This window comes from Grimontia marina (assembly GCF_900060185.1).
In the GTDB taxonomy this organism is placed as follows: domain Bacteria; phylum Pseudomonadota; class Gammaproteobacteria; order Enterobacterales; family Vibrionaceae; genus Enterovibrio; species Enterovibrio marinus.
In genome coordinates this window covers 1-604 of the sequence record NZ_FIZY01000251.1, presented here as the reverse complement: position 1 = coordinate 604, position 604 = coordinate 1, and the positions used below count along the sequence as shown (strand labels likewise).

At 47.0% G+C, this 604-nt stretch carries 4 tRNA genes; all 4 read right to left on the bottom strand.

Annotation, left to right across the window (positions count from 1 at the left end):
- Positions 1 to 197 precede the first annotated feature (197 nt).
- A tRNA-Ala gene (locus GMA8713_RS26275) sits at positions 198 to 273 on the bottom strand.
- A 29-nt stretch (positions 274 to 302) separates the two neighbouring features.
- A tRNA-Val gene (locus tag GMA8713_RS26270) sits at positions 303 to 378 on the bottom strand.
- Positions 379 to 446: 68 nt separating this feature from the next.
- A tRNA-Lys gene (locus GMA8713_RS26265) sits at positions 447 to 522 on the bottom strand.
- A 2-nt stretch (positions 523 to 524) separates the two neighbouring features.
- Positions 525 to 600, bottom strand: a tRNA-Glu gene (locus GMA8713_RS26260).
- Positions 601 to 604 lie beyond the last annotated feature (4 nt).

The following is a 604-nucleotide window of genomic DNA, read 5'->3' as shown; positions in this document are numbered from 1 at the left end:
GATGAAACCAAGAACACTTGAATGTGTTTGGTGTTAACTCCGTAGAGTCAACATTTGAGAACTTTTACAAACAAACTCATTTGAGTTTGTTTAGTCAGCTTTCCAGATTTTTAAAGAGCATGTGATGTGTTCTAGTGAACAACCACTTTTTAAGAACACTCACCATTCTCTGTTCGAAGAGAAGTGTGCTTAAAGAGTGGTGGAGCTATGCGGGATCGAACCGCAGACCTCTTGAATGCAAATCAAGCGCTCTCCCAGCTGAGCTATAGCCCCCTGATGTTTTGTTCTTTCAGGAGAAAGAATGGTGGGCGATACCGGGCTCGAACCAGTGACCCCCTCCTTGTAAGGGAGGTGCTCTCCCAACTGAGCTAATCGCCCACATATGTTTGCTTTTACCTTTGAAAAGGCAAAACCCAAACTGAGTTTTACATCCTCTGTGGAGAAGATGGTGGGTCGTGCAGGATTCGAACCTGCGACCAATTGATTAAAAGTCAACTGCTCTACCAACTGAGCTAACGACCCAGTGGCGTCCCATAGGGGAGTCGAACCCCTGTTACCGCCGTGAAAGGGCGGTGTCCTAGGCCTCTAGACGAATGGGACACAC